The 18,561-nt window shown below is 34.2% G+C and carries 18 protein-coding genes; 14 read left to right on the top strand and 4 right to left on the bottom strand.

The genetic code is table 11. From position 1 onward, the window contains the following. The first annotated feature begins 118 nt into the window (after positions 1-118). Positions 119-1,423, top strand: coding sequence for a dihydrolipoamide acetyltransferase family protein (locus DFQ05_RS01205; protein WP_132702745.1), 1,305 nt, complete (start codon positions 119-121; stop codon positions 1,421-1,423). Positions 1,424-1,467: 44 nt separating this feature from the next. Here DFQ05_RS01205 and DFQ05_RS01210 read toward each other — a convergent pair whose 3' ends face one another. Continuing rightward, positions 1,468-1,881: a hypothetical protein gene (locus tag DFQ05_RS01210; protein ID WP_132702747.1), complete on the bottom strand. Its 414-nt coding sequence runs from the start codon at positions 1,879-1,881 to the stop codon at positions 1,468-1,470. Positions 1,882-2,209: 328 nt separating this feature from the next. Then, positions 2,210-2,938, bottom strand: coding sequence for a hypothetical protein (locus DFQ05_RS01215; protein ID WP_132702749.1), 729 nt, complete (start codon positions 2,936-2,938; stop codon positions 2,210-2,212). A 167-nt stretch (positions 2,939-3,105) separates the two neighbouring features. On the opposite strand from DFQ05_RS01215, the gene DFQ05_RS01220 reads away from it, so the two are divergent. From DFQ05_RS01220 to DFQ05_RS01260, 9 genes are all read left to right on the top strand, one after another. Then, complete coding sequence (locus tag DFQ05_RS01220; RefSeq protein WP_132702751.1) at positions 3,106-3,882, top strand: 3'-5' exonuclease; 777 nt, start codon at positions 3,106-3,108, stop codon at positions 3,880-3,882. Positions 3,883-3,884: 2 nt separating this feature from the next. Continuing rightward, positions 3,885-4,496 carry a fumarylacetoacetate hydrolase family protein gene (locus DFQ05_RS01225; RefSeq protein ID WP_132702753.1) on the top strand — a complete coding sequence of 204 codons (612 nt, stop codon included), beginning with the start codon at positions 3,885-3,887 and terminating at the stop codon, positions 4,494-4,496. A 57-nt stretch (positions 4,497-4,553) separates the two neighbouring features. After that, entirely contained in the window at positions 4,554-4,895 is a 342-nt protein-coding gene (locus DFQ05_RS01230; protein WP_132702755.1) for an Hpt domain-containing protein, read from the top strand. 3 nt (positions 4,896-4,898) lie between these two features. Then, positions 4,899-6,146 (top strand): competence/damage-inducible protein A, encoded by a 1,248-nt coding sequence (locus tag DFQ05_RS01235; RefSeq protein WP_132702757.1) that lies wholly within the window; start codon positions 4,899-4,901, stop codon positions 6,144-6,146. Positions 6,147-6,226: 80 nt separating this feature from the next. Next, positions 6,227-6,463 carry a 50S ribosomal protein L28 gene (gene rpmB, locus DFQ05_RS01240; protein WP_132702759.1) on the top strand — a complete coding sequence of 79 codons (237 nt, stop codon included), beginning with the start codon at positions 6,227-6,229 and terminating at the stop codon, positions 6,461-6,463. 25 nt (positions 6,464-6,488) lie between these two features. Then, positions 6,489-6,671 (top strand): 50S ribosomal protein L33, encoded by a 183-nt coding sequence (rpmG, locus tag DFQ05_RS01245; protein WP_076616981.1) that lies wholly within the window; start codon positions 6,489-6,491, stop codon positions 6,669-6,671. A 6-nt stretch (positions 6,672-6,677) separates the two neighbouring features. Further along, positions 6,678-6,830, top strand: a complete 153-nt coding sequence (locus DFQ05_RS01250) for a DUF4295 domain-containing protein (RefSeq protein WP_132702761.1) — start codon at positions 6,678-6,680, stop codon at positions 6,828-6,830. A 301-nt stretch (positions 6,831-7,131) separates the two neighbouring features. Then, on the top strand, positions 7,132-8,106 hold the full coding sequence (ftsY, locus tag DFQ05_RS01255; protein WP_132702763.1) for a signal recognition particle-docking protein FtsY: 975 nt from the start codon (positions 7,132-7,134) through the stop codon (positions 8,104-8,106). A gap of 156 nt (positions 8,107-8,262) precedes the next feature. Continuing rightward, the gene (locus tag DFQ05_RS01260) at positions 8,263-9,936 is read left to right on the top strand and encodes an amidase family protein (protein ID WP_132702765.1); all 1,674 of its coding nucleotides are present in this window, start codon (positions 8,263-8,265) and stop codon (positions 9,934-9,936) included. On the opposite strand, the gene DFQ05_RS01265 is transcribed toward DFQ05_RS01260, so the two are convergent. Next, positions 9,933-11,000 (bottom strand): serine hydrolase domain-containing protein, encoded by a 1,068-nt coding sequence (locus DFQ05_RS01265; protein ID WP_132702767.1) that lies wholly within the window; start codon positions 10,998-11,000, stop codon positions 9,933-9,935. The two genes, DFQ05_RS01260 and DFQ05_RS01265, sit on opposite strands and share 4 nt — an antisense overlap. Positions 11,001-11,132: 132 nt before the next feature. Between DFQ05_RS01265 and rimO the strand changes: the two genes are divergently transcribed. Further along, on the top strand, positions 11,133-12,437 hold the full coding sequence (rimO, locus tag DFQ05_RS01270; RefSeq protein ID WP_132702769.1) for a 30S ribosomal protein S12 methylthiotransferase RimO: 1,305 nt from the start codon (positions 11,133-11,135) through the stop codon (positions 12,435-12,437). Positions 12,438-12,892: 455 nt separating this feature from the next. Here rimO and DFQ05_RS01275 read toward each other — a convergent pair whose 3' ends face one another. After that, positions 12,893-14,581: a tetratricopeptide repeat protein gene (locus DFQ05_RS01275; protein ID WP_132702772.1), complete on the bottom strand. Its 1,689-nt coding sequence runs from the start codon at positions 14,579-14,581 to the stop codon at positions 12,893-12,895. Between the two features lie 477 nt (positions 14,582-15,058). Between DFQ05_RS01275 and DFQ05_RS01280 the strand changes: the two genes are divergently transcribed. The 3 genes from DFQ05_RS01280 to DFQ05_RS01290 all read left to right on the top strand — a co-directional run bounded on the left by DFQ05_RS01280 (position 15,059) and on the right by DFQ05_RS01290 (position 18,540). Then, positions 15,059-15,706 carry an outer membrane beta-barrel protein gene (locus DFQ05_RS01280; protein ID WP_132702774.1) on the top strand — a complete coding sequence of 216 codons (648 nt, stop codon included), beginning with the start codon at positions 15,059-15,061 and terminating at the stop codon, positions 15,704-15,706. 111 nt (positions 15,707-15,817) lie between these two features. Further along, the gene (locus tag DFQ05_RS01285; RefSeq protein WP_132702776.1) at positions 15,818-16,324 is read left to right on the top strand and encodes a T9SS type A sorting domain-containing protein; all 507 of its coding nucleotides are present in this window, start codon (positions 15,818-15,820) and stop codon (positions 16,322-16,324) included. A gap of 26 nt (positions 16,325-16,350) precedes the next feature. After that, on the top strand, positions 16,351-18,540 hold the full coding sequence (locus DFQ05_RS01290; RefSeq protein ID WP_132702778.1) for a hypothetical protein: 2,190 nt from the start codon (positions 16,351-16,353) through the stop codon (positions 18,538-18,540). Positions 18,541-18,561 lie beyond the last annotated feature (21 nt).

Below are 18,561 nucleotides of genomic sequence, written 5' to 3' on the forward strand. Positions count from 1 at the left end.
ATATAAGAGTTGTTAGAATGCTAAAATTTGATTAATAGTTAGTGTATTATCAGTAAACAAACTGATTTTTTATTAATTTTGCATTCGATTATTAAATAACGACCACCAAATTATAGATATGGCAAAGTTTGAACTAAAGTTACCTAAGATGGGTGAGAGTGTTGCAGAAGCAACCATAACCTCGTGGCTTAAAGATGTTGGCGAAACTATTGAAGCTGATGAAGCGGTTTTAGAGATTGCTACAGATAAGGTAGATAGTGAAGTGCCAAGTGAAGTTGATGGCGTGTTGGTCGAAAAATTATTCGATGTTGATGATGTTGTGCAAGTTGGGCAAACCATTGCTGTTATAGAAACTGAAGGTGGAGAAACTGTTGAAGTAAAAGCACCTGCGGCTGAAACTCCAAAAGCTGAGCCTGTAAAAGAAGCGGCTGAAGTTGCTCAAACCGTTGCTACAGCTAAAGAAACTGTGGCACCAATTGAGTCTACAGGAGAACGTTTCTACTCACCATTAGTAAAAAATATAGCCAAGGAAGAAGGTATTTCTCAAACGGAGCTTGATAGTATTGGTGGTACTGGAAAAGATGGCCGCGTGACTAAAAATGATATTAAAGCTTACTTAGAATCTCGTAGTTCAGCTCCTAAAGCAGAAGCTAAAGCTGTTGAAACCTCGCAGCCAAAAGTTACAAAAGAACCAACTCCAGTTGTTGCATCCGGTGATGACGAAATCGTTGAGATGAGTCGTATGGGCAAATTGGTGGCTAAGCACATGGTTGATTCAGTACAAACTTCTGCGCATGTGCAATCGTTTATTGAAGCAGATGTCACTAACATCTGGAACTGGCGTAAAAAGCATAAAGACAGCTTTAAAAAGCGTGAAGGTGAAAACTTAACCTTTACACCAATATTTATGGAAGCCGTGGCAAAAGCCTTACGTGATTTCCCGATGATGAATATTTCTGTCCAAGGTGATAGCATTGTAAAAAAGAAGCATATTAATTTGGGTATGGCAGCTGCTCTACCAGATGGTAATTTAATTGTGCCAGTAATTAAGGACGCAGACCAGCTAAATCTTTTAGGAATGGCCAAAAAGGTTAACGATTTAGCTAACCGTGCACGTTTAGGAAAACTAAACCCAGACGATATCCAAGGCGGAACATACACCGTAACCAATGTAGGTACCTTTGGTAGTATCATGGGTACACCAATTATTAACCAACCACAAGTAGGTATTTTAGCTTTAGGTGCCATACGTAAAGTGCCAGCAGTGATTGAAACTCCTGAAGGCGATTTTATTGGCATCCGTTACCGTATGTTCTTATCACATTCTTACGACCACCGTGTGGTTAATGGTGCACTTGGCGGACAGTTTGTAAAAGCCGTAAAAGACTATCTAGAGTCTTGGGATATGGATAGAGAGATTTAAAAAATATTGCCTAAAGCTTAATACTAAGCGTAAAAGCAATGAGTTTAATATTCTAAGGATATGCTTTTAATATTATAAGTCTTTCCACCAGATTTATATCTGTTATCATTTAGTTGTATTTTGCTGTAAGCACCATTTAAAATCCCATCTTTAAAATACATAAACTCCTCAAGCGTTTTTGGGTAATACATAAATCCAGTAAAGTTTTGTTTTGGGTCTTTTGATTTTCCAAGAATACTTATAACATAAACGGGCTGAGATTTTATCTCATCATGACTAATTGTGAATGATACTTTTGCTACATCGACTTCAAGTTCAGTAGGTGTTGGATTGTAACCGCTTTTTTTATAAAAAACATTTTCGTATTTATCTTTTGGTGTATCAGTTACTAAACTTTTACGTTGTCCAAAAGAATAACTTACCGCTACAAGTAAAATAATAAGACTAATTTTTTTCATAATGTATTGATTTAGTAGTTAATACATTAAAATTAATAATTTTTTCGATATCTAGTTATCCTAAACTAGCTATTGCATTTTTTGCTTTATTAAAATATGAAAAGTATATAAGTGTTTAATAATGGATAAGGTTTTAAGAAAAAAGCACAGATTTAGACTTTACTTTTTTTATGTCGTTTAACGTGTTTGTGTATGGTTAGTTGCGTGGTTAAGCAACTAATTTAGTAAACAAATACGAACCCGAGAAAATTCCGAAGGAATTTTCCAAATAAGCAACGACCAAAGCAATTAAGTATACACGGTGTTATATACCGTTTTTTAGAATTTATTACAATCTGAAATAGTGATTTAACCCTAAAATTAATAAGACAATTAAAAATACAGACAATGTTTTAATCGTAATCTTAGTGTAATCAGCAATGCCTGATTTAAATTCCGTTAAACTTGAAAACTGTGCTTTTCTGGCGTAAATAATAAATTTGAGATACTTTAGTTTCCTAAATATTATGTATAAAAATTTGCTTAGCACAATACCGATTTTTGTATTAACAATAGTTAATAAAGGAATCATTAAAAATATAGCAAATTGAAATAGTAATAGAGTGCAAAGACATAATAGCATAATTTTTTTTATTTCAACACTTACATTGTCGTTATTGTTTAAAATTAGCCACGATATAAAATAGCATATAATTATTATTACGAATGATTGAAAAAGATAAGTAATAATCCTAAATGACAAGATTGATTTTTTTTCCTTTTCAAGTTTTATAATAAACTCCTTATTATTAAAAACTTTGATTTCCATTAGTGAACTCATTGAAAAGCTAAACAAGAAAAAGAATGCAGAAAAAATATCCTTAAAAAGGTTTGATTTATTGAAATTTAAAAAATCTAAAACAGGGTATATTATTGAACGATATGATGAGATAAATCTTTGAATAAATTCACCAAAAGTAATTTCAGGTAAATTCCCAAATAAACTAAGCATACCAATAATTGTAAGAATAAATCCAATTGAGGTCCAAGTTTTATAAAGTAATGTGTATTGTTTCATTAATTAGTAGCCTTTATTCAGGACGAGTCATAATGGTATATAACGTTTAGATATGGTTTGTTAATAATGAACTATATCGATTGTTAAACGAAGTTAGCTTTTAAATTTTATAAAGTCAAGATGAATACTTTTAATCTCCATATCTTTGCAGTTCACAAAATCAGACTATGCAACTCAACTTAAGCAAACCCATTTGTTTTTTCGATTTAGAAACCACAGGTGTCAATATTTCTAAAGACCGTATTGTAGAAATTTCTATTCTCAAAGTACATCCTAACGGAAAAGAAGAAACTTACACAAAACGTGTTAACCCTACGATACCTATTCCGCCTGAGACCACAGCAGTTCATGGTATTTCTGACGACGATGTAAAGGATGCACCGACATTTAAAGAATTGGCAAAAGAGATTCATAATATCATTAAAGATTCAGATTTAGGAGGTTTTAATTCTAACCGATTTGATATTCCGTTGCTGGCAGAAGAATTATTACGTGCCGAGATAGATTTTGATATGAAAAATAGACAATCTATAGATGTGCAGACTATATTTCATAAAATGGAACAACGTACATTAAGTGCTGCGTATAAATTTTACTGCGATAAAAATCTAGATGATGCGCATACTGCAGAGGCAGACACTAAAGCCACTTACGAAGTGTTAAAAGCGCAATTAGATTGTTATGACAACTTAGAGAACAACGCTAATTTTTTAGCGGAATTCAGTTCTCGTAAAAAGTTTGCTGATTTTGCAGGTTTTATTATCTATAATAAAGAAGGCGAGGAATGCTTTTCGTTCGGAAAACATAAAGGAAAAAAAGTATTGGACGTATTAGAACAAGAACCAGGTTATTTTGGTTGGTTGCTTAATGCAGATTTTCCCTTATATACAAAGAAGGTATTGACAGCCATTAAATTAAGTCAGTTTAATAACAAGTTAAGCTAAACATGAAACTTATTTGCATTGGCCGAAATTATACGGCACATATTGAAGAATTAGAAAATCAGAAACCAACAGACCCAGTTGTATTTCTAAAACCAGATACATCCATTCTGCTTAAAAAGCAGCCTTTTTTTATTCCTGAGTTTTCTGATGATGTGCATCATGAAGTCGAACTTTTGGTAAAAATCAATAAAGTAGGGAAGTACATCGATAAAAAATTTGCACATAAATATTATGATGAAGTTGGTTTGGGGATTGATTTTACAGCACGAGATCTTCAAGCCGATTTAAAAGCAAAAGGTTTGCCATGGGAGAAAGCCAAAGCTTTTGACGGCGCGGCGGTGATAGGAAAATGGTTACCAAAGTCTAAGTTTCAGGATATCAATAACATCAACTTTAGTTTAAAACGAAATGATGAAGTTGTACAATCAGGAAATACACAACTCATGCTCTGGAAAGTCGATGAGCTTATCGAATATGTATCAAAATATTTCACTTTAAAGATTGGAGATATTATCTTTACAGGAACACCGGCTGGAGTTGGCAAAGTTTTTGCTAACGACCAGTTGCAAGGCTTCATAGAAGATGAAGAATTGTTTTCAATAAAAGTGAAGTAATAACTTTTTGATTTTGGGTCTAATCTCAAAATCATTATTAATTTCGATTTTCTAACAATGGCACAACATTACAAATTAGAGCGCGTAAGAGAACTAGCCGATAACGATGAAGATTTTGTTGTGGCATTAGTTGGCGCATTTTTAGAGGAAGTCCCTGAAGATGCAGAGCGGTTAAAAAATGCAGTACCAGCCAAAGATTATAAAGAAGCCTACCAGGCAGCCCATAAGATGAAACCTACCATAGATTTATTTGGTTTAGGTGTTTACGACCAATTAATAGAGGTTCAAGATTGGGGAAAATTTGAGCAAACAGAGAAAGATGTGTCTAATCAACTTCAACAACTTCTTACGGCTATAGATAACGCTGTGGAAGAAATGAAACAAGATTTTGGCTTATAACTTATGAATGCTGAAATTATAACCATTGGCGATGAGATTCTCATCGGTCAAATTATAGATACAAACTCTGCCTTTCTCGGTAAAGAACTCAATAAAATAGGTGTTTCAGTTTACCAGATAACCTCCATTCAAGACGAAAAATCACATATTCTTAAAGTATTAAAAGAAGCTGAAGAGAATGCGGATATCATTATTATTACAGGAGGTTTAGGACCTACAAAAGATGATATTACCAAACACACCTTATGCGACTATTTTGACGATACCCTAGTTCAGAATAAAGAGGTTTTAGCTCATGTAGAACATTTGTTTGAAAAATACATTAGCACACCAATATCAGACATAAATCGTCAACAAGCACTAGTGCCTTCGAAATGTAAAGTTTTAAAAAATGAATTTGGGACAGCGCCTGGCATGTGGCTAGAGAAAAACGGAAAAGTATTTATATCGCTCCCTGGTGTGCCATACGAGATGAAGGCTTTAGTTAAAAATCATGTATTTCCGCAATTACGTAAAACGTTTAGTTTTCCCTTTATCCAACACAAAACATTATTGACTTATGGTCTAGGTGAGAGTGCAATTGCCAACAGAATAGAAAACTTTGAAGAGAATCTTCCAGATTTTATCAAATTAGCCTACTTGCCCAATTTAGGCCGTGTACGGCTCAGACTTTCAGGGAAACACTCAGATGAAACTAGGCTTAAGGCCGAAATACAAAAGCAGGTTAATTTGTTGTTACCCTATATAGAAGATATATTCGTAGGATACGAAGAAGATTTATCTTTAGAAGCGCTTATAGGTAAGCAACTTACAAAAATGGGGAAAACGCTTGCCGTGGCAGAAAGTTGTACAGGCGGTAGCATTGCGCAAGCTATTACCGCTAATGCCGGTGCATCAAATTATTTTAAAGGTAGTGTCGTAACCTATGCTACAGCGTCTAAAATAAATATATTAAGAGTTAATCCAAAAGCCATCGAAAAGCATTCTGTGGTTAGCGAAGAAGTCGCTAAGTCTATGGCAAAAGGTGTTTTAGAGCTATACGATACCGATTTTGCCATTAGTACAACAGGAAATGCTGGGCCATCAAAAGGAGATGCAGATGCGGATATAGGTACAGTTTGGATTGGTATTGCTACAAAAGATGCTGTTTATGCCGAAGTTTACAGGTTTAGTAATCAACGTGAAAAGACCATTTTAAAAGCTACGAATAAGGCTTTTGAAATGCTTCAAAAAGAAATTTTAAAAAAGTAAAACTTTCTGTTTGCTGAAACGTAAAGTTTTACTAAATTTGCACCCTGTTTAAAAAATACGAATACCTAAAGAACAATACAATGTCAAGAGTTTGTGAACTTACTGGGAAAAAAGCAATGGTTGGGAACAACGTATCTCACGCCATGAATAAGACAAAACGCAAGTTTGATGCAAACTTAGTGAAAAAGCGTTTCTACATTCCAGAAGAGGATAAGTGGGTAACATTAAAGGTTTCTACATCTGCATTAAAGACTATCAATAAAATTGGTATCTCTGCTGCACTTAAAGAAGCTAGATCAAAAGGATTTTACAAATAATAGCATTAGCTAAAGTCAATTTACAATGGCAAAAAAAGGAAATAGAATACAAGTTATCTTAGAGTGCACAGAGCACAAAGCTTCTGGTATGCCAGGAACTTCTAGATATATTACAACAAAAAATAAAAAGAATACGCCAGACCGTATGGAGATTAAGAAATTTAATCCAATACTTAAGCGTATGACTGTTCATAAAGAGATAAAATAATAAGACATGGCAAAGAAATCAGTAGCGTCGTTACAGACAGGATCAAAGCGTTTGACAAAAGCTATCAAAATGGTAAAGTCACCTAAAACAGGTGCTTATACATTTGTGGAGTCAGTAATGGCACCAGAATTTGTCAATGACTTTTTAGCAAAGAAATAAACATTATTTTGTAATGTTTTGCAAAACTGCTTTCGTTTGAAAGCAGTTTTTTTATATCTATATTTGAACGGAATCTGACAACTTAGCAGAACATTGATAAAGGCAAGGTTGTTGATTTATTTTTTGGGCGTCACCACGCTAAGGCGCGGTCGGGCTTTCGGCAGTCGCTCTCTTCGAGGAACTCCGACAAAGTATACAAATACGAAGTATTCACGATTTCGTACAAGAAAAATAAAAATGGATGAGTAATCCCTAACGCAGAAAGATAAACAACTTAACAAAAAACGACTTAACGCAAACGATGAGTTTTTTCAAAAAAATATTTTCTTCAGAAAAGAAAGAAACCCTAGATAAAGGTTTAGAGAAATCTAAATCCTCATTTTTCAACAAACTTAACAAGGCTGTAGCAGGAAAATCTAAAGTTGATGACGATGTGCTAGATAATCTTGAAGAAATCCTAGTCACCAGTGATGTCGGTGTGAACACGACACTTAAAGTCATTGAACGTATCGAAGCTAGAGTGGCGAAAGATAAATATTTAGGTACATCAGAACTGAATCAGATTTTAAGAGAAGAAATCGCAGGTTTATTATCCGAAACTAATTCGGGTGAAGATGTCGATTATACAATTCCCGAATTTCCAGCACAAGAAAATGGAAAGAAAACGCCTTACGTACTCATGGTCGTAGGTGTAAACGGAGTTGGCAAGACAACGACCATTGGAAAGTTAGCGTATCAGTTTAAAAAGAAAGGACTTAAAGTGGTTCTTGGTGCAGCAGATACCTTTAGAGCTGCAGCGATTGACCAATTGCAAGTTTGGGCAGATAGAGTAGACGTACCAATGATTCGTCAAGAAATGGGAAGTGACCCAGCATCTGTTGCGTTTGATGCTTTACAATCTGGTGTTAACCAAGATGCCGATGTTATTATTATAGATACGGCAGGACGTTTACATAATAAAGTCAACTTAATGAATGAGCTAACTAAAGTTAAACGTGTCATGCAAAAAGTAGTTGGCGATGCGCCACACGATGTACTTTTAGTTTTAGATGGTTCAACAGGTCAAAATGCATTTGAGCAAGCCAAACAATTCACTGCGGCAACAGAAGTGACATCGCTTGCTGTTACCAAATTAGATGGTACTGCAAAAGGTGGTGTGGTGATTGGTATAAGTGACCAATTTCAAATCCCAGTGAAATACATTGGTGTTGGCGAAGGTATCGAAGACTTGCAAGTCTTTAATAAGTACGAGTTTGTGGATTCGTTTTTCAAGTAAATAAGGTTCACTTTGTCATGCTGTCCCGAAGCGTCGGGATTGATTCAGTATCTTATAATTTAATCTAAATATTAGACCTCATAGTTTTTAAAACCTGTGGGGTCTTTTTATTCCATATAAGTTGTGCTTTTCGTATTTTTATAAAAAATACGAACCATGACTAAGTACCTTACTTTATTTCTATTATTTTTTATTTTCTCGTGCAAAGATGCTTCAAAATCTAATGAAGCACGTACACCAATCAGCGAGTCAGAAACCGTAATCGACAATACAAATACGGATGACGATTTAAGTGCAATTTCTACCAAAGATTTTAGAGAGTTTAAAGTCCTAGACTCTAAACTAATCACAAAAACAGAAATCTGGGAACGTATTAACCCTCAGATGGAAGACTTAAAAGAAGCAGATTATAATCGTTTAAAACCTTTGATTTTAGAAAGCGATATAATGACGCTTCAAAAGCATATTGCTGATGGGAAGTTTAATTACGAGCAACTCACAAAATTCTATTTGTACCGTATTAGAAAATTTGACAGAGAAAACGATTTATCATTAAATTCAGTTATCTCAATAAACCCAAATGTCATAAAAGAAGCAAGAGAAGCCGATGGGACAGAGTTTGAAGAAGGTATGCACCCTATTTTTGGAATGCCAATTCTCTTAAAAGATAATATTAATGCAGCAAATATGGTCACAACTGCTGGTGCAGCAGCATTAATGAATAATAAAACGGGTGATGCTGTTTTAACGGCAAAGTTAAAATCTAAAGGTGCGTTGATTCTTGGAAAAGCCAATCTGAGCGAATGGGCTTATTTTTTCTGTGGCGATTGCCCTAGTGGTTATTCTGCGGTAGGTGGCCAAACCTTAAATCCATACGGGCGCAGAATTATAGATACTGGCGGTTCGAGTTCTGGTTCTGGTGTTGCCGTTTCTGCAAACTTTGCAGCGGCGGCTATTGGTAGTGAAACTTCGGGCTCTATTTTATCGCCAGCGAGTAGTAATTCTATTGTTGGACTAAAACCTACAATTGGCTTGGTAAGTCGTACTGGAGTTGTACCAATTTCTTCAACCTTAGATACAGCAGGTCCAATGACCAAAACTGTGATGGATAACGCCATTTTGTTGGATGCTATTTTTGGAGTGGATACATCTGACCCGAAAACAATAGATGCGCTTCTAGATAATGGATTCTATTATGAAAACCTAAAAAATGCAAGTATTAACGGTAAGCGTTTTGGAGCACCTAAGCGTTTACTAGAGGATTCATTATATGTTAGGGCTTTAGAAGTTTTAAAAGCGCAAGGCGCAGTGATTGTTGAAATCAATGAAGAGAAGCTAGGTTTACCAAACTTCCTAAGATTATTAAATCTCGATATGAAAAAAGATTTACCAGCATATATGGAAGCCTATGCGAATAAGGACATAGCTATGCGAACTATTGAAGATTTTATGGCATTCAACTTAAAAGACTCATTAACGTCGATGCCTTATGGACAAAATCTGTTTAAAGGTATTGCCAACGATAAAGGTGATGCTACTTTTTTAGAGCGTATTAAAGACACTCTAAAAACCAATGGAAGACAGTATTTTGACAAGCCAATGCGAGCTCACAATCTAGATGGTTTTTTGTCTATTAACAACTATCATGCTGGTTTTGCAGCTGTCGCAGAATATCCGGCATTGACAGTACCAATGGGATACCAAGATAATGGAAGACCAATGGGATTAACCTTTATTTCTAGTCGATTACGAGAGAAACAATTACTGGAGTGGGCTTACGTTTATGAGCAAGCATCAAAAGCTAGAGTCGCACCAAAAGACTATAATTAATTGATTAATGTATTGATTTTTGCCCAAAGTTCATTATCAAAATCAGACAAAGCAAAATTATCATCATCGGCAGCGTTACCCATTCGAATAACGACTAAATCTTTACTGGGTACGATGTAGATTTTCTGGTCGTTTTTTCCCAAAGCACAATACATATCGTCTGGAGCATTTGGAATTAATTTTCCTTGAAAAACAAACTGTGTTTGCGGTAACATGTACGTTGATTTTCCGTTAAGCCACCACATGAAGCCATAAGCTTCATTTAAATTTTGAGAAGTTGTAGTCGCATCTTCTAAATAGGCTTCAGGGATGATTTGTTCGTTTTCCCATTTCCCATTTGCGGAAGTTAATAAGCCAAAACGAGCCATGCTTCTCGTATTGCTCCAATAGACGTTAGCCAAACCCATAGGAATCCAAGCACCCGACATGCCAATTTTGTTTTTTAATTTAGAGCTAAAATAATTGTCCCAGTCTTGGTTAGACGCTTGGGCAATAACATCTTGAAGCTTTACATAAACACCATGATAAGCCCAACGCTCGCCAGCATCAGCAACATAGTTTAAATTCTCTGTAGCTATATTTTCTGAAAAATCATCTAAACCAGAAGTCATGGTCAGCAAATTTCTGTTAGTAATTAATTGCTCTTTATCACTTGATATACTGGTCCAACCTTCGCCCAAATAATCTGAAACTTTATCATCAAGGCTTAATAGATTTTCAAATTGAGCAACACCAGTGATTGCTGTTGTCAACGTTTTTCCTGCACTAGCCCAATACCAAGGTGATGTGGCGGAATGTCCGTTGAAATATTCTTCAACAACAATTTTACCTTTATGAAGTATAATAAAACTTTTACTGTTATTTTCTTCCAAAAAATCTAAAAGTGGCTGCAATTCAGAGGCATTCCAATTTAATTCTGAAATAGAAAGTGTTTCCCATTCATCAGAGTTTATTGGTGGAAAGTAAATATCTGTATTGTTATCTATAGGTTCTTGAGAAATATTCTCAGTTGAGCTACAAGAAAATAGAATTATAAATGAAGAAATTAGAAACCTTATTCGCATGCTGTTTTGATTTGGTTACAGTTAAGACTGCAAAAAATAAAAATAGTTTAAAATCCAATATTCATAAATGGTAGAATCAAAAATTATATATCCTAAATCATTATGTATCTTTGCATGCTGATTTAAAAGACTATGCGTACAAAAACTCTTAAGAAGAACAGAATTAATGTGGTAACACTCGGTTGTAGTAAAAATGTATACGACAGCGAGGTGTTAATGGGGCAATTAAAGGCCAGTGGAAAGGATGTGGTTCATGAGCAAGAAGGTAATGTGGTTGTGATTAATACTTGCGGTTTTATTAATAATGCTAAAGAGGAAAGTGTAAACACTATTTTACACTATATGCAAAAAAAGGAAGATGGCGATGTGGATAAGGTTTTTGTAACAGGTTGTTTAAGTGAGCGTTACAAACCAGATTTAGAAAAAGAAATCCCAAATGTAGACCAGTATTTTGGGACTACAGAATTGCCTCATTTACTTAAAGCTTTAGGCGCAGATTATAAGCATGAATTAATTGGCGAGCGTTTAACAACTACGCCTAAAAATTATGCTTATTTAAAGATTGCCGAAGGTTGTGATAGACCTTGTAGTTTTTGTGCTATTCCATTAATGCGAGGTAAACATAAGAGTACGCCAATTGAAGATTTGGTGACCGAAGCTGAAAAATTAGCAGCAAACGGCGTGAAGGAACTAATACTCATTGCACAAGATTTAACCTATTACGGCTTAGATTTATATAAAAAACGAAACTTAGCTGAATTACTAGAAAACTTAGTAAAAGTTGAAGGTATTGAGTGGATTCGTTTACATTACGCATTCCCAACAGGTTTCCCGATGGATGTTTTAGATATTATGAATCGTGAACCGAAGATTTGCAATTATCTAGATATTCCGTTACAACATATTTCGGATTCTATTTTGAAAAGTATGCGTCGTGGAACTACTAAAGAAAAGACAACTAAATTACTTAAGGAATTCAGAGCTAAAGTTCCCGAGATGACTATTAGAACAACACTGATTGTTGGTTATCCAGGGGAAACTGAAGAGGACTTTCAAACCCTAAAGCAATGGGTAAAAGATATGCGTTTTGAGCGTTTGGGTTGCTTTACCTATTCTCACGAAGAAAACACACATGCGTATAATCTTGAAGACGATGTACCAGAAGAGGTGAAAATTCAGCGCGCAAATGAGATAATGGAAATTCAATCTCAAATCTCATGGGAACTCAATCAGCAAAAAATAGGACAGGAGTTTAAAGTAGTTATTGACCGAAAAGAAGGTAATTACTTTGTAGGTCGTACCGAATTTGATTCTCCAGATGTGGACAACGAGGTTTTAATCGATGCTACTAAAACGTATCTTAAAACAGGTGAATTTACCACTGTTAAAGTCACAGAAGCTGAAGATTTTGACTTATATGGTGAAGTTATTCCCTAATTAAAGCGGGCTTTCTTTTACTTTTTATTATTAGACAGTATATTTTATACAAGAGTAGTAATCCCATGATTTTGTGATGTTTAATTTGATATTATAAAATTTAAGTTTTCAACTTTTGATACCTATACTCAAGAAAATATAAATACAGCTGAAAGAATTAGAAAAATTGTAAAAGCTAATCGTTCTTTAGAACGCTTAGCACGTTTTGATTTGTTTTTAGAGAAATTCATAATGTTTGTGTTTTGTGGTTAAACATTAGTTTTTGTAGCGGCCCGCAACTGGAAGTCTGCAGCCATATCCAGCGCAAGACACCACAAAACTGGTAGTCATTTGTAATGACACTACAAACCTACATGATGGTCTTAACGAAATAAAAGAATCTCTACGGACAATAAGTGGACTTAGCCTATAACAGTACCGGACAAAACGTGGACATATTTATTTAAAATATTGAATTACAGTGATATAACTAATTCTTGAAGCGACTCTTCCGTAGACAGATTTAGTTTTTTTCGTAGACGATACCTCGCTTTTTTTACACCTTCAACAGAGATGTTTAAGATGTTGGCTATTTCTTTACTAGATAAATTCATCTTCAAAAGAGACATCAGTCTTAAATCGTTATTACTCACTTCAGGATAATTTCTCATTATTTTGGTATTGAAGTCTTTATGTACGTCTTCGAAGTAAGATTTAAACTGTTCCCAATTGTTATCGTTATTAATATCTAGATTAATATTATTAATAATACTTTGAAATCCTCTTATGTTATTACTCTTCGATTTAATGGATTTTAATTGCTCTTTTAAGTCTAGTAGGACTTCATTTTTATGAGCAAGATGAAGCGCATGCGTCGTCAATTGTTTTTCTTTAAATTCTAAATCACCATCTAGTTTTTGACGCTCAAGTCTGTTTCGTTTCATTTTTTGTCGTATCGCATAGAATAATAAGCCTCCCAGTACCAACAATGAAATGAGTCCCATGACTAAAAGCTGAAATCTTGATTCAGCAACTTTTTCTTGTTCTTTGAGTAGTTCTATTTCAGATTTTTGAAGAGCAATCTCTTTTTCTTTTCTATTGGTTTCAAAAATTACTTTTTGCTCTTCAGCCAAACTCGTTCTTAAATAACTATTTAGAGAATCGCTGGCATTTATACTCTCTTTCAATAAGTCGTATGCCAAATCATATTTTCCCATTTTATTGAGAACTTTAGACTTAAAGAGCTTAGTTCTCTTTAAGTTTCTATATGAATTGTTTTTTTCTGCTTCAGAAATGCAGTAATCAAAATTTGCTATGGCCTCCGTATAATTGTTAATTTCTGTATTAAGTAGACCACGCATTATATTATAATTATAGACTATGCCAATATTTTTTTGTTGACCGTCTGTGCGTTCTACTTCATCGAGGTATGCTTTAGCTTCTTTGTAATTCTCTCTATTTATTTCAATTTCTGCTAACTGTATTAGGGTCGATAGAATGTTGGATTTTAGATTAATTTGTTTAGAAAGCTCTAAAGATTTTAAAGCACTTTCATAAGCTTCATCAAGTTGAGATAATTTTATTTGCGACATTGATTTCATTCTAAGCAATTGCGCTTTCTGATTATTTTGTCCTATAGCATCGGCGATTTTTATACCAATATCTAGCTGATTTACAGCTTCTTTGTTTTGATACATATCTTGATATAGATTCCCAATAGTATAATAGGCTTGTGGCAGTAAAACCGAATCAAAGGCTTGTTCTCTTAATTCAATAGTTTCTTTCATATGCTTTAGTGCTATATTTCTATAACCTCTATTAAGCGCTATGATGCCTCTATTTTCTATTGCGGTTGCTAATAAGGATGTATCCTTGTATTTTCTGGCAATAGGTTCTATCTCGTCGATTAACTCTTCGACTCTATCATAGTCTCTAGTAAGTACTTTTACAGTTAGGGCTAAATTAGATTTTATTGTTGCGCCCAACAGAGTGTCACCAATTTTCATAAACTCGTTCCCAGATTTTTCTAAATAAACCATGCAAGAGTCATAAACACTCTGTGTGTAAAAGTAATTAGCCTTTACGCCATATAAACTTGCATAGCCACGCACATAAGGCCTTTTTTTGTAAATAAGACTTGCTTCATCTATATATAATTTGGCCATTCTTGGATCTTTATAAACTAACCTTTCAGCTAATGTCAGTTGTGCTTTGGCTTTAACACTATCGTTTTTTGTAGATCTAATTATCAGTTGTAAGCTGTCTACCCATTTTTGGTTCTGGCTCTGACTACTAATACTAAACATTATAAAACACAGTAAGCAGATATATTTAATTGCAATGTTTACGCTTTGGATTAAGTTTTTAAGGAAGTTACTAACGAGGACATTTTTGAGAGACTTTTTGCAGAGCATAATGATTAGTTTTTCAAGTTATTTATGTGATTATAGTATTTGTTATTTTTTATCTAATTGATAATCAAAAACATAGCAATTGCTAATTAGGTTTTGTCCACCCATATTAAAGGTCAATATTTTTTTAAAAATTTTAATGATTTTGGGGTGGACAAAAGGTGGACAAGACTGATTTTCAGTCATTTCGGTTGTTTTTTAATCTATCTTCGACAAACAAAACATTAAGGTATGTCAAACAAATTAGTGTCACTTTTGGCTTTTTTACTGGTCAGTTTACCAAGTGTATCTCAACAACTCTATTTTGAACTAGGTACAACAATTTCTGCTTTTGATTACGAGAACTCTCAGGGTCAACCTCTTGATAACTTGATTTCTACATCTAAATCGTATTACGGTATGGGGTATCGTCAGAGTATTAACCCGGCAGAAACCATGTTTTTAAATGTAGGACTTAGTTATAATAACTATGGTGCAATCGGCAGTGAAGCGAGTGTAGATAATTTTTTTGAGTGGGATGTAAGTTATTTAGGGCTTAAAGCAGGATTAGGGATAAAACTATTTCAGGTCAGAGACCTTACCTTTCTCGCAAATCTTACAGTAGCACCAGAGTTTTTAATTCGTGGTACACAAACCATCAATAATTCTGTTTTTAATCTGGTAGGAGAAGAAGAGTTTAACAATACAATCCTATTTTTTAGAGGAGGTATTCAGATGCAATATCCAGTTTCTAGTAGCACAGCTATTACTGCTGGCTATAGCTACGGACAGTCGGCATTAATTAATAGCGGAGATACAAGAGAGACCTTAAATCTAAATGCACATCAATTTGGTATTGGTTTTATAATAAATCTACCATCATGTAATTGCGATTTTTAAAGTTGTTAAATATAAGTAGACAAAAGGTGGACATTCTATAATTAGCTGATTATTAATAGTTTTTAATTATAGATTTGAGTCATCTGCGACTATCAAAAAACAATATAAATTATGAAAACACTTCTACGATTAGCATTTTTACTTTGTTGTGTTCAAGTATTTCAAGCACAAAATAATTCGGATTATCGAATTATATCGTCAAATCTTGGTGTAGCAGGTTCTTCTCAAACTATAGAGACTTCTAGAGGAACTTATAAGGTGAGTCAAAGTATTGGGCAATCTAGTATTATAGGGACTTATAAGTCTAATGGCTACTACTTAAGACAAGGTTATCAGCAACCTCTTAATATTCATCAAAGCCGTGATTACAGTAGTTTGCTTTCCGCAAAGGTTTTTCCAAATCCTTTTAGTCGTCAATTAAACATTGTTTTTACAGAACGTATTCAAAGCGATATTTCGGTGTTGATTTTTGACATCAACGGAAGACTAATTTACAATCAAAACTTTGAGCCGAGACAAGACGTAGAAATACAGATTGAAAACATATCAAAAGGCACTTATTTCTTGAAAGTCGCTTCAAAAAGAAAACGTTTTAATACAAAACTTATCAAAATTTAAAAACAACTAACACAATACAATTAGCCATGAAAAAATTACTATTAATAGCATTATGTATTTGCTTTTCGACACTGCTTTTTTCGCAAACAGATGGTATATCTTATCAAGCGGTCATCATTGGACCAGATGATTTAGAATTACCAGGCGTAGACTCTCAAGGGAATTATTTGCCAAACGCCACCATTGCGATAAAGTTTTCTATACTAGATGCAAATAACGACCAGAATAATCCATTGTTTGTTGAGACACGAACTGTAGACACAGACGAGTTTGGTAGAGTTAATCTTATTATCGGTTTAGATAATGACGAGTTTAAAGAGATTAATTGGGATGGTGAGATAAAATTTCTAAGGGTAGAAATAGATTTTGAAGGTGGTACTAATTTCGAATTTCTAAGTAACGAAAGGTTAACCTATTTGCCATACGTGCTTCATAGAGATATTAAAGCAACAGGAACTTTAACTGTCGATGATAGGACATTTTTAAACGGAGAATTGGTCGTGGAAGGACCAGCTAATTTTAACGATGCACTAACGGTTATTGGCGATGTACCAAGTTATCTGTCAGGGACATTAACGGTCGACGGAGAAACTAACATAAATAATGCGTTTAGTGTTAATGGACAGAATCCCACAGATTTATCAGGAAGTTTAAGAGTTGGTGGTAATGCAAATTTCGAGAGAGATTTAGGTGTACTAGGCTTAACGACTCTAAATGATTTAACTGTAACTGGACAAGCCAGTTTCGGAGATATGTCGGTAGATAACCTAACGGTTAATTTAAGCAGCGTCCTAAACGGAGTAACTACAATAAATGGAGAAACACTTATAGATGGTCAAGGAAATCAAGTAAGAATTACATCTAATCTGCCAAACCAAGGAAATACAATAGGAAATCATCCGCTTTTAATTGATGGCGGAAATAATGGTCTTGCCATTAGAGTAAATGGAAGTCGGTCTAACGATACAAATTTTATAACCTTTTATGATCAAATGAGTAATACACCATGGGGTAGGATAGAAGGGGAGATACCAAGTGAGTTTGGTAATAATGCAGATTATGAATTTGATCAATCTTCGTTAGAATTCGATATTTACGATTCAGAGATTGATTTAGGTTTTGCAATAGCACATCAAGTAATTTCTGGCGCGCAACTAATCAAGGCGTCCACAGATTTTCGAGCTTGTATTGGATTAGGAGGTTGCCTAGCTTCACCTGGTCCAGCAGATATAGGATTTGCAGGAGTAGAACTTATCTCAGCTACAGCGCAAACAGTACTTGCGGCGCTTGTACTGGACAGATCTAATCTCAATAAAGCTATTTATGATAATAATAAAATAATTTATCAAGGTGTAACCTATGCTTCTGGGGCTGGTGATTATGCCGAATATTTAAAACGAGAAGATTTAAATGAAAATATTACTTATGGTGATATTGTGGGTTTGAAAGGTGGAAAAATTTCTAAAAATGTCATTGGTGCAGAACGCGTAATGGTGGTTTCCTATAAACCAATTGTATTAGGAAATATGCCACCAAAAGATAGGGAATCAGAGTACGAAAAAGTAGCTTTTATGGGCCAAGTACCAGTTAAAGTTTATGGTAAAGTTAAAATTGGTGATTATATCATACCAAGCGGAATGAATGATGGTACTGGGGTTGCCATCTCACCAGAGGATATTAGAGTTGAACAAATAAAGCATATAGTTGGTGTAGCTTGGTCAGAAAATAATCAAGCTATTAGTAAGAGTATGATCAATGTAGCTGTTGGTATTAATAAAAATGATAATAATCCAATTATAAAAAAACTTGAAAATAAAATATCGATACAGTCTCAAGAAATCACAGAATTGAAAACTCAAATAGCCGACATATATAAAGCACTTAATGATATTAAGAACGGAAAACCTCTAAATGCTCTTAATGAAGATGAATCTTATAATGAATTACCTATTAATAATTATTATAACAGAAAATATGAAGTTGCGCAGGCTGAGTATGGAGAAATTGTTTACTGGGAAATAACTAAAGAAGATATTCAAAAAGCTTTTGATATGGCAAGAAAACAAATGGTGCTTAATGGTGTTGATGTCGAAAATAATTATTTCTGGAATAAAATTGATAATGACCCAGCTTATAAAGAAACGTTAATAACGGAGTTAATAGATAAGTTGGATAAACAGCTACACTATCATAAATCAGTTTTTACTAAAGATTAATAATAGAAATAGAATCAAGTA

The sequence above is a fragment of the Winogradskyella wandonensis genome (assembly GCF_004346845.1).
Taxonomy (GTDB): Bacteria; Bacteroidota; Bacteroidia; order Flavobacteriales; family Flavobacteriaceae; genus Winogradskyella; species Winogradskyella wandonensis.

Excerpts from the sequence above, each read along its gene's own strand:
- ftsY (WP_132702763.1), top strand. The coding sequence starts at position 7,132 with ATGAGTTTTTTCAAAAAAATATTTTCTTCAGAAAAGAAAGAAACCCTA.
- DFQ05_RS01215 (WP_132702749.1), bottom strand. The coding sequence starts at position 2,938 with ATGAAACAATACACATTACTTTATAAAACTTGGACCTCAATTGGATTT.
- DFQ05_RS01285 (WP_132702776.1), top strand. The coding sequence starts at position 15,818 with ATGAAAACACTTCTACGATTAGCATTTTTACTTTGTTGTGTTCAAGTA.
- DFQ05_RS01250 (WP_132702761.1), top strand. The coding sequence starts at position 6,678 with ATGGCAAAGAAATCAGTAGCGTCGTTACAGACAGGATCAAAGCGTTTG.
- DFQ05_RS01210 (WP_132702747.1), bottom strand. The coding sequence starts at position 1,881 with ATGAAAAAAATTAGTCTTATTATTTTACTTGTAGCGGTAAGTTATTCT.
- DFQ05_RS01205 (WP_132702745.1), top strand. The coding sequence starts at position 119 with ATGGCAAAGTTTGAACTAAAGTTACCTAAGATGGGTGAGAGTGTTGCA.
- rimO (WP_132702769.1), top strand. The coding sequence starts at position 11,133 with ATGCGTACAAAAACTCTTAAGAAGAACAGAATTAATGTGGTAACACTC.
- DFQ05_RS01220 (WP_132702751.1), top strand. The coding sequence starts at position 3,106 with ATGCAACTCAACTTAAGCAAACCCATTTGTTTTTTCGATTTAGAAACC.
- DFQ05_RS01225 (WP_132702753.1), top strand. The coding sequence starts at position 3,885 with ATGAAACTTATTTGCATTGGCCGAAATTATACGGCACATATTGAAGAA.
- rpmG (WP_076616981.1), top strand. The coding sequence starts at position 6,489 with ATGGCAAAAAAAGGAAATAGAATACAAGTTATCTTAGAGTGCACAGAG.
- DFQ05_RS01290 (WP_132702778.1), top strand. The coding sequence starts at position 16,351 with ATGAAAAAATTACTATTAATAGCATTATGTATTTGCTTTTCGACACTG.
- DFQ05_RS01260 (WP_132702765.1), top strand. The coding sequence starts at position 8,263 with ATGACTAAGTACCTTACTTTATTTCTATTATTTTTTATTTTCTCGTGC.
- rpmB (WP_132702759.1), top strand. The coding sequence starts at position 6,227 with ATGTCAAGAGTTTGTGAACTTACTGGGAAAAAAGCAATGGTTGGGAAC.
- DFQ05_RS01235 (WP_132702757.1), top strand. The coding sequence starts at position 4,899 with ATGAATGCTGAAATTATAACCATTGGCGATGAGATTCTCATCGGTCAA.
- DFQ05_RS01265 (WP_132702767.1), bottom strand. The coding sequence starts at position 11,000 with ATGCGAATAAGGTTTCTAATTTCTTCATTTATAATTCTATTTTCTTGT.
- DFQ05_RS01280 (WP_132702774.1), top strand. The coding sequence starts at position 15,059 with ATGTCAAACAAATTAGTGTCACTTTTGGCTTTTTTACTGGTCAGTTTA.
- DFQ05_RS01275 (WP_132702772.1), bottom strand. The coding sequence starts at position 14,581 with ATGGCCAAATTATATATAGATGAAGCAAGTCTTATTTACAAAAAAAGG.
- DFQ05_RS01230 (WP_132702755.1), top strand. The coding sequence starts at position 4,554 with ATGGCACAACATTACAAATTAGAGCGCGTAAGAGAACTAGCCGATAAC.